Consider the following 9,357-nt stretch of genomic DNA (forward strand, 5'->3'; position numbering starts at 1 on the left):
TGCCGGGCAGCGCGACGGCGGCGTCGGCGCGGGCGACGTGTGCGCAGGCGGCGTCGTCGGCAGCGTGCACGGCGACCGTGCGCACGCCCAGCCCCGACGCCGTCTCCATGATCCGGACGGCGATCTCGGCGCGGTTGGCGACGAGCAGCGCCCCGGGGAGGGCGGGGCTCAGGACAGCAGGCCCGCGGCCCGCAGCGCGGCGCGGACGTCCTCGTGGTGCCACTCGTCCAGCGGCACCAGCGGCAGCCGGATCCCGCCGGGCATGAGTCCCAGCTCGGCCAGCGCCCACTTCACCGGGATCGGGTTCGGCTCGGAGAACAGCGCCGCGTGCAGGCCCGCGAGGTCGGCGTCGAGCGCGGAGGCGGTCTCGGCGTCACCGGCGACGGCGGCCTTGCACATCCGGGCCATCGTCTCGGGGGCGACGTTCGCGGTCACCGAGATGTCGCCGTGGAACCCGGCGAGCATCGACGCGCGGGCGGTGCCGTCGTCACCGGAGTACAGCGCGAAGTCGTCCAGGCCCAGCGCGACGAGCTCGCGGACCCGGTCCAGGTCGCCCTTGGCCTCCTTGAGGCCGACGATGTTCGGGATCTCCGCCAGCCGGGCCACCGTCGACGGCAGCATGTCGCAGGCCGTGCGACCCGGGACGTTGTAGAGGTACTGCGGGATGTCGACGGTCTCGGCGATCCGCTTGAAGTGCTGGTAGAGGCCCTCCTGCGGAGGCTTGTTGTAGTACGGCGTCACGAGCAGCGCGCCGTCGGCGCCGGCCGCCCGCGCGGCGCGGGTCAGGTGGATCGCCTCGGCGGTGGAGTTCGCCCCGGTGCCGGCGATGACCGGGACCCGGCCGTTCGCGACCTCGATGGTGCGCCGCATGACCTCGGTGTGCTCGAGCACCGACAGCGTGGACGACTCGCCGGTCGTGCCGACCGAGACGATCGCCGCGGTGCCCGCCTCGACCTGCCGCTCGACGAGCTCGCCGAGGGCCGTGTGGTCGACCTCGCCGCTGTCGTGCATCGGGGTCACGATCGCGACGATGCTTCCGGTGATCATGCCGGGCCTCCCTGGTACCGCTGCTCCTGCCGGTGCGACCGTAGCAAGCGGGACCGACGTCCCGGTGCGGGTTTCCTCTCAGCCGCCGGCTCAGCCCAGGGCCAGCCGGGCCGGCTGGACCGACCGCGTGATCCGGCGCACCGCCTGCACCGCGATCATCCCCGCTGCGACGGTCGCGACGACGGTGACGGCGATCGGCCGGTCGTTGGCGACGACGCCCAGCAGCGCCCAGCACAGCGCCCCCGCGAAGCCCGCGAACCCGGCGGTGGAGCCGACTACCGACAGCACGACCGCGGTGAGGATCACGAGCAGCAGAATCGCCGCGACCTGCGGGAGCACCCCGTCGGACGGCAGCCCGACCGCGACGCCGGCCGCCATCAGGCCCAGCACCAGCGCGGCCGAGGACCAGCCGAGGTAGACGGCCAGCGGCAGTCGCATCGCCAGCCGTTCCGCCCAGCCGTCGGCGACGCTGCGGGACAGCCGTCCGTAGACGACACCGAGCGCGACGACGAGCAGGACCAGCAGCACCTCGGCGGTGACCACCCAGCGGTTCGAGAAGGCCGCGATCCACAGCGGGTTGAGCACCGCGGTCGCCGCGACCCACCAGCCGACGCGGCGGTGCACCTCGCGGCCGCGCTGGCCGGGCAGCAGGGCGTAGCCGGCGTAGACCAGCACGCCCAGGTAGATCAGACCCCAGATCGAGAACGCCCATCCCGCGGCCAGCAGCGGGGTGTCGTAGTCGCGCGCGACGGCGCCGATCCCCGACCCCCCGAGCACCGACACGAGTACCTGCAGGATCGCCAGGACCGCCACGACGACTCCACGGACCAGGTCCGCGGTCGTCGGGCGCGGGGTGAGCACGGTCATGGCCCACATGGTGGACCGCGGGGACGGCCTCTGCCATCCGGCCGTCGGGGGGATTCGATCTTCCCGCGGGCCGGGGGGTCAGCCGAGCGGCAGGAAGAACAGGTGGACGTCGCGCGCGTCCTCCGGGGAGAGCAGCACCCCGCCGGGCAGCCTGCCGTACTCGACGAAGCCGCGGGCGGCGTAGAACGCGGGCAGCGGGGTGCCGCCGCGGGCGCCGAGGGTCAGCATTGCCAGGCCCGTCTCCCGGGCGTGGGCGACGGCGGCGTCGAGCAGGACCGTGCCGAGACCACGTCCCTGCAGGTCAGGGCGGACCATGAGGCGCTGCACGTCGGCGCGGTGCGCGGCGATGCCGGTGCCCGGGACCAGGAAGACCGTGCCCAGCGGGGCGGTGTCCTCCCCCAGCACGAACATCCGGGACGCGCCGGACCGGGCGGCGTCGACGGTCTCGACCGCCAGTGCGCGGACCTCGTCCGGGTCGGCGCCGGGCACGAAGTCCACGGCGCCGCCGGCCTCGGTCACGGCGATCCAGAGGTCACCGAGCGCGGCGGCGGCGCCGGGGTGGGGGTCGACGACCCGGCGGACGGCCGGGACGCCTGCGGTCACAGGTTCGGGAACCAGAGCTTGATCTCCCGGTCGGCCGACTCCGGGGAGTCCGAGCCGTGCACCAGGTTGGAACCGGTCTCCAGGGCGAGGTCGCCACGGATGCTGCCGGGGGTGGCCTTCTCCACCGGGTCGGTGCCGCCGGCGATCTGCCGCCAGGCGGCGATGGCGCGGGGGCCCTCGACGACCGCGGCCAGGACCGGGCCGGAGGTGATGAACGACAGCAGCTCCTCGAAGAAGGGCTTGCCGTCGTGCTCGGCGTAGTGCTGGGCGGCCAGCTCACGGTCCACCGTGCGCAGGTCGAGGGCCACCAGACCGAGGCCCTTGCGCTCGATGCGCGAGACGACCTCACCGACGAGCTTGCGCGCGACGCCGTCGGGCTTGACCAGGACGAGAGTGCGTTCAGTCACGCGCGACAGGGTAGCGACGACCCGCCGGGGGTCCGGCACCCACCGTCACGAGTGCGCCCGGACCGCCGTGTGTCAGTCCTGCTGCTGCGACGGCAGCGTCCCCGCCGCCATCCGGCGGGCCACCTCGCGCCGCATCCAGACCAGGACCGCCCACACGAGGATGAACACCACCGCAACCACGACCAGCGAGGACAGGAACACCAGCGCCGCGACGAGCAGCGCCACCTGCAGCACCAGCGCCGCGGTGAGCCCCCACGGCCGCCGCTGCACCCCGGACGCCAGGATCATGGCGACGGCGATGCCCGCCACCACCCCGAAGCCGAGCGCGGTCGACCCGGTGCCGAAGCGCGGGAGCACCAGCAGCGCCAGGAGGACGACGATCGCCTCCAGGATCAGCGTCGCGGCGAACACGCCGCGGGCACCCTTCATGGGGTCGGTGGGCGGCGGCCGCACACCCTCGGGCACACCCGGCACGTCGCTCACTCCGGTTCCTTCCCGAACAGCGCCCGCGCCTCGCCGACGGTGACGACCGACCCGGTGACGACGACGCCGACCCCGGACCCGCCCGCCTCCTCGGCGATCTCGCGGGCCTGCTCGACGGCCTCGGCCAGCGACGGCTCGACACTGACCCGCTCGGACCCGAAGACCTCGGCAGCGAGCGCGCCGAGCTCGTCGGGGTCCATCGCACGGGGCGAGGAGTTGGTGGTGACGACGACCTCGTGCAGCGCCGGCTGCAGCCCCTCCAGGATGCCGCGGGCGTCCTTGCCCTGCAGCACCCCGATCACGCCGACGAGCCGGGTGAAGCGGAACTCCGAGCCCAGCGCGCCCGCGAGCGCGGTGGCTCCGGCCGGGTTGTGCGCGGCGTCGAGCAGCACGGTCGGCCGGTCAGGCCCGCCCTCGACGGGCTCGAGCCGCCCGGGTGAGCGGACCGAGGCGAACGCGGCGCGGACCGCGTCGGGGTCGAGGGGCTGCGCGGTGCCGGCGCCGACGAGCGCCTCGGCCGCGGCCAGTGCGACCGCCGCGTTCGACGCCTGGTGCTCGCCGTGCAGCGGCAGGAAGATCTCGTCGTAGCGGCCGGACAGGCCCTGCAGCTCCAGGCGCTGCCCGCCGACGGCGAGCTCCCGCTCCACGACGCCGAACTCGGCGCCCTCCCGGGCGACCTGTGCGCCGACCTCGGCGCAGCGCTCCAGGAGGACCTCGGCGACCCGCTTGTCCTGGGCCGCGAGGACGGCGACCGAGCCCTCCTTGATGATCCCGGACTTCTCGCGGGCGATGTCGGTGATGTCGTCACCGAGGTACTCGGCGTGGTCGAGCCCGACCGGCAGGACCACCGCCACATTCCCGTCGGCGACGTTGGTGGCGTCCCAGCGCCCGCCGAGCCCGACCTCGATGACCGCGGCCTCGACCGGGGCGTCGGAGAACGCCGCGAAGGCCATCGCGGTGAGCACCTCGAACTTGCTCAGCGCGGGCGCGTCGCCGCGCCCGGCGTCGACGAGCTCGACCAGCGGCTCCACCTCGCGGTAGGCCGCCACGTAGCGCTCGGGTGTGACCGGGCGGTTGTCCAGGTTGATCCGCTCGGTGGCGCGCTGCAGGTGCGGGCTGGTGTAGCGCCCGGTCCGCAGCCCGATCTCGGTGAGCAGCGCGTCGACCATCCGGGAGGTGGAGGTCTTGCCGTTGGTCCCGGTCAGGTGCACGACCGGGTAGCCGCGCTGCGGGTCGCCCAGTGCGTCGCACAGCGCCTGCATGCGCTCCAGCGACGGCTCCATCACCGACTCCGGCCAGCGCCGGTCCAGCGCCGCGTCGACGGCGAGGAACTCGGCGTAGCCGGTCACGGTGGACTGGGCCGGGACGACGTCGGGGTCTCCCCCGCCGCGGATCTCGTCCAGGACGGCCGCGATCAGGGCCTCCTGGGTGTCCTCCGGCGCCGCGTCGGACGCCTCGGGGGCGTCGGAGCGGTCCTCGCCACCGGGCTCGTCGTCCTGCTCCTGCTCGGCGTCGCCGCCGGACGGCTCACCGTCGGGCGAGTCGCCGAACCCGCCCTCGGCCCACCGGTCGCCGCCGTAGGTCGGCGAGTCGGCCTCGGTGAAGTCGTCGAACTCGTCGTACTCCTTCGCCACGGCGGGATCAGGCCTCCGGGAGCGCGGCGAGCCGCGCGGTGATGCGGTCGATGTCGGCGACGGCGGTCGCGTGCCGGGCACGGATCCCGTCGACGACCTCGGCCGGTGCCTTCTCGGTGAACTTGGGGTTGTTCAGCTTCTTGTCCGCGGCGTCGCGCTCCTTCTCCGCGGCGGCCAGGTCGCGGCCGAGCCGGGCGCGCTCGGCGGCGACGTCGATCGCCCCCGAGGTGTCGAGCTCGACGGTGACCGGCCCACCGGAGGTGGCGACCTCGAAGCTCGCGGTGACGGCGAAGTCGTCACCGCCCGGGTCGAGCCGGGTGAGGAAGCGCAGCGCGCGCTCGTGCGCGGTCAGCCCGGCGGCGTCGAGGCCGGTGAGGCGGGCGGCGACGGCCTTGCGGTCGGGCAGGCCCTGCTCGGTGCGGAACCGGCGGACCTCGGTGATGACCTTCTGCGCGTCGGCGACCCGGGCCGCGGCGGCCGGGTCGACCGGCGCCCCGGTGCCGTCGGCCGTCGGCCAGGCCGCGGTCACGACGGTCTCGCCGCCGGTCAGCGCGGTCCACAGCGCCTCGGTGACGAACGGCGCGATCGGGTGCAGCATCCGCAGCAGCGCGTCGAGGACGTGCCCGAGGACGGCCCGGGTGCCCGGCTCGGTGGCCGGGTCGTCGAGCTGGGTCTTGCACAGCTCGACGTACCAGTCGGCCAGCTCGTCCCACGCGAAGTGGTAGAGCCCCTCGGTCGCCTTGGCGAACTGGTAGCCGTCGAGCAGCTCGTCGGTCTGCTCGCGGACCTCGGCGAGCCGGCCCAGGATCCAGCGGTCGGCGTCGGTGCGGTCGGCGTCGACGGGCAGCGGCAGGCTCGCGTCCGCGCCCTTGGCCAGCGCGAACCGGGTGATGTTCCACAGCTTCGTGGTGAAGTTGCGGGACCCGGCGACCCACTCCTCCGACAGCGACATGTCGGTGCCGGGATTGGAGCCGCGGGCGATGGTGAACCGCAGCGCGTCCGCGCCGTAGGAGTCGATCAGCGCCAGCGGGTCGATGACGTTGCCCTTGGACTTCGACATCTTCTTGCCGTGCTCGTCGCGGATGAGCCCGTGCAGGTAGACGTCGCGGAACGGGGCCTTCCCCATCACGTAGGTCCCGAACATCATCATCCGGACGACCCAGAAGAACAGGATGTCGTAGCCGGTGACCAGGACCGAGTTCGGGTAGTAGCGCTCCAGGTCCGGGGTCTCGTCCGGCCAGCCCAGCGTGGAGAACGGCCACAGGCCGGAGGAGAACCAGGTGTCGAGGACGTCGGGGTCCTGGCGCCAGCCCTCGCCCGACGGCGGCTCCTCGTCCGGTCCGACGCACACGACCTCGCCGTCCGGGCCGTACCAGACCGGGATGCGGTGGCCCCACCAGAGCTGCCGGCTGATGGTCCAGTCGTGCATGTTGTCGACCCAGTCGAAGTACCGCTTGGCCTGCTCCTTCGGGTGCAGGACGGTCTCGCCGGAGCGGACCGCGTCGCCCGCGGACCGGGCCAGCGGCTCGACCTTGACGAACCACTGCAGGCTCAGCCGCGGCTCGATCGGGACGCCGGTGCGCGAGTCGTGCCCGACCGAGTGCAGGTAGGGGCGCTTCTCGGCGACGATCCGGCCCTGCGCGCGCAGCTCCTCGCGGATGGCCTCGCGCGCCTCGAAGCGGTCCATGCCGTCGAAGCGGGTACCGGTCCCGGCGATGGTGCCGGCCTCGTCCATGATCGTCGGCATCGGCAGGTCGTGGCGGCGGCCCAGCTCGAAGTCGTTCGGGTCGTGCGCCGGGGTGATCTTGACGGCGCCGGAGCCGAACTCCGGGTCGACGTAGTCGTCGGCCACGACCGGGATCCGCCGCCCGGTGATCGGCATCTCGACCTCGGTGCCGACCAGGTGCGCGTAGCGCGCGTCGTCCGGGTGCACCGCGATCGCGGTGTCACCGAGCATCGTCTCGACCCGGGTGGTGGCGACGACGAGCGAGGCGTCCCCGTCGCCGTAGCGCATGGAGACCAGCTCGCCCTCGGTCTCGATGTGGTCGACCTCGATGTCGGAGATCGCCGAGCGCAGCGCCGGGGACCAGTTGACCAGGCGCTCGGCCCGGTAGATCAGCCCGTCGTCGAACATCTTCTTGAAGACGGTGGCGACGGCGCGGGACAGGCCCTCGTCGAGGGTGAAGCGCTCGCGCGACCAGTCGACACCGTCGCCCAGGCGCTCCATCTGCCCGAGGATCGAGCCGCCGGACTCGGCCTTCCACTGCCAGACCTTCTCCACGAACGCCGCACGGCCGATCGTGTGCCGGTCCGGCTCGCCCGCGGCCGCCATCCGCCGCTCGACGACCGACTGGGTCGCGATGCCGGCGTGGTCCATGCCGGGCAGCCACAGCGCGTCACGGCCCTGCATGCGGGCGCGCCGGGTCAGCACGTCGATGAGCGTGTGGTCCATCGCGTGGCCCAGGTGCAGGCTGCCGGTGACGTTCGGCGGCGGGATGACGATGCAGAACGGGTCCTTGTCCGACGACGGGTCGGCCCGGAAGTACCCGGCGTCGACCCAGCGGCGGTACATGTCGCCCTCTACCTCGCCCGGGGTCCACTTCGCGGGCAGGTCGGCGGTACGCGCTGGCAGGGTCTCGGTCACATGTCAAGTCTACGAGTCGACACCGACACGATTCCCGGCCCCCGGACCCGCGCGCTCAGGACCGGAAGTGCGCCTTGGGGATGACCCCGTGCACCCCGACGGTCCGGTCCACCACCTGCGAGACCGCGAAGTCCGCCGCCGCGGAGAGGTAGGCGTAGGCCGTCGCCCGGTCCATGCCCCGGTCCTCCTGCAGGAAGTCGAGCGCGTTGACCACGGCCCGGCGCATCGCGACGTCCAGGTCTCCCTTCTGGCCGCCGACGCTCCCGTCCGGGTCGGAGAGCCCGATGGGCACCCAGGCGTCCGGGGTCTCGCCGAACGGGTGGCCGAAGGCCACCGACGGCGCCGTGCCCTCCCCCGGCCGGCACACGGTGAGCCGGAACGTGGCACGCAGCGAGCCCTCCAGCGCGGTCAGCGCGACCTCCCCGTCACCCATCGCCAGGTGCGGGTCGCCGACGTGGAACAGTGCCCCCTCCGCGCGGACGGGCAGGTAGAACGCCGAGTCCGGGCCGAGCAACCGGATGTCGATGTTGCCGCCGCCCAGGGTCGGCGGGATCGAGTTCAGCTCCGGGGCGTTCTCGGCGTCGGCCGCGGCGTGGGCCACCCCCATGGTGCCCATGAACGGTCGCAGCCCGAACGACACCTCCTGGCCCTCGCCGAACGCCAGGTGGGCCTCGGGGCCGTCCGCCCCGTCGCGGACCGGGGTGAACACCGAGACGTTGCCGTAGCGCGCGGGGTCGCCGGTGGCGCGACCGTCGGTGGCCGGCGGCGGCATGACCTCGTCGAGGACGATCCCGGCGGGCGGCGCGCCGGACGCGGTGCGCCCGAGTGCCCCCTTCCCGTGCCTGCTGGAGACGACGCCGTACGGCACCCGGGGCACCGCGGACAGGGTCTCGACCTTCAGGACGTCGCCGGGGCGCGCCCCCTCGACGAACACCGGCCCGGTGATGACGTGCGGGCCGTCGGCGTCGAAGTCGCGCGGTGTGCGCCGGTAGTCCCGGGCGACCGCGACGGCATCGGAGAGCACACCGTCGGCCGCGACCCCGTGGCGCCCGAACCACGCGACCGGGTCCCGGCCCTGGTCCTCCAGGATGCCCTCGTGGGAGACGGTGTCGATGGTGACGGTCTGCCCCGACCGCATCGTCAGCACCGGAGCGGCCCCGATCGCCGGGACGTAGCCCCAGCGCACGTCGGCCGGGTCGGACCCGAGGTAGTGGTCGCCGGGGATGTCGCCCGCACCGGGCTGCAGCGGACCGTCCGGCAGCGTCGCCGCGACGGATCCGGGGACGGTGGCGGACGTGCCGCAGCCGGCCAGCCCTCCGGCCGCGGTGACGGCGGCGGCCGCGCGGAGGAAGTCGCGCCGGCCGAGCGCGGCGAGCAGCGGGCGGGGATCGGGGGGAGCCATGTCCCCACCCTCACCCGCGTCCGTTACGTCCGGATCACCGCTCGTTTACGCCCGGCCCACGGGCAGCAGCAGGCACCACGGCCGCGGCCACCCCAGCACCCCGCCGACGGCCGCCGGGTCGCCCCGCCGGAGCAACGCCGGGTCGAACGCCCGCACCCGGCCGCAGCCGGGCTCGTAGACGCGCCACCGGCCGTCGTCGTCCACGCCCAGGACCAGCACCCAGTGCCGCGGCAGCCACCGGGACCCGACCAGCAGCGGGACCGGACCGAC

The 9,357-nt window shown here is 74.0% G+C and carries 10 protein-coding genes; all 10 read right to left on the reverse strand.

Going from position 1 to position 9,357, the window contains the following annotated elements:
- A partial coding sequence (locus GTW08_RS25155; RefSeq protein WP_346009969.1) for a biotin carboxylase N-terminal domain-containing protein occupies nucleotides 1–223 on the reverse strand: 223 nt, incomplete at its 3' end.
- On the reverse strand, nucleotides 169–1,047 hold the full coding sequence (gene dapA / locus GTW08_RS25160; protein WP_161152628.1) for a 4-hydroxy-tetrahydrodipicolinate synthase: 879 nt from the start codon (nucleotides 1,045–1,047) through the stop codon (nucleotides 169–171). The genes GTW08_RS25155 and dapA, both read right to left, overlap by 55 nt.
- Nucleotides 1,048–1,137: 90 nt before the next feature.
- Complete coding sequence (locus GTW08_RS25165; RefSeq protein ID WP_161152629.1) at nucleotides 1,138–1,914, reverse strand: hypothetical protein; 777 nt, start codon at nucleotides 1,912–1,914, stop codon at nucleotides 1,138–1,140.
- Nucleotides 1,915–1,992: 78 nt separating this feature from the next.
- Nucleotides 1,993–2,517: a GNAT family N-acetyltransferase gene (locus tag GTW08_RS32225; protein WP_073578072.1), complete on the reverse strand. Its 525-nt coding sequence runs from the start codon at nucleotides 2,515–2,517 to the stop codon at nucleotides 1,993–1,995.
- Complete coding sequence (gene ndk, locus GTW08_RS25175) at nucleotides 2,514–2,924, reverse strand: nucleoside-diphosphate kinase (RefSeq protein ID WP_062404405.1); 411 nt, start codon at nucleotides 2,922–2,924, stop codon at nucleotides 2,514–2,516. The genes GTW08_RS32225 and ndk overlap by 4 nt, the downstream gene beginning before the upstream one ends.
- 72 nt (nucleotides 2,925–2,996) lie before the next feature.
- Entirely contained in the window at nucleotides 2,997–3,407 is a 411-nt protein-coding gene (locus GTW08_RS25180; protein ID WP_308292812.1) for a DUF4233 domain-containing protein, read from the reverse strand.
- The gene (locus tag GTW08_RS25185; RefSeq protein ID WP_253067260.1) at nucleotides 3,404–4,756 is read right to left on the reverse strand and encodes a bifunctional folylpolyglutamate synthase/dihydrofolate synthase; all 1,353 of its coding nucleotides are present in this window, start codon (nucleotides 4,754–4,756) and stop codon (nucleotides 3,404–3,406) included. The genes GTW08_RS25180 and GTW08_RS25185 overlap by 4 nt, the downstream gene beginning before the upstream one ends.
- Before the next feature lie 292 nt (nucleotides 4,757–5,048).
- Nucleotides 5,049–7,685, reverse strand: coding sequence for a valine--tRNA ligase (locus tag GTW08_RS25190; RefSeq protein WP_161152631.1), 2,637 nt, complete (start codon nucleotides 7,683–7,685; stop codon nucleotides 5,049–5,051).
- Between the two features lie 55 nt (nucleotides 7,686–7,740).
- Entirely contained in the window at nucleotides 7,741–9,087 is a 1,347-nt protein-coding gene (locus GTW08_RS25195; protein WP_161152632.1) for an acetamidase/formamidase family protein, read from the reverse strand.
- A 45-nt stretch (nucleotides 9,088–9,132) separates the two neighbouring features.
- On the reverse strand, nucleotides 9,133–9,357 hold a 225-nt coding region (locus GTW08_RS25200), incomplete at its 5' end, for a hypothetical protein (RefSeq protein WP_202417665.1).

It is taken from the genome of Pseudonocardia sp. SID8383, assembly GCF_009864975.1.
In the GTDB taxonomy this organism is placed as follows: domain Bacteria; phylum Actinomycetota; class Actinomycetes; order Mycobacteriales; family Pseudonocardiaceae; genus Pseudonocardia; species Pseudonocardia alni.

Excerpts from the sequence above, each read along its gene's own strand:
- dapA (WP_161152628.1), bottom strand. The coding sequence starts at position 1,047 with ATGATCACCGGAAGCATCGTCGCGATCGTGACCCCGATGCACGACAGC.
- GTW08_RS25165 (WP_161152629.1), bottom strand. The coding sequence starts at position 1,914 with ATGACCGTGCTCACCCCGCGCCCGACGACCGCGGACCTGGTCCGTGGA.
- GTW08_RS25195 (WP_161152632.1), bottom strand. The coding sequence starts at position 9,087 with ATGGCTCCCCCCGATCCCCGCCCGCTGCTCGCCGCGCTCGGCCGGCGC.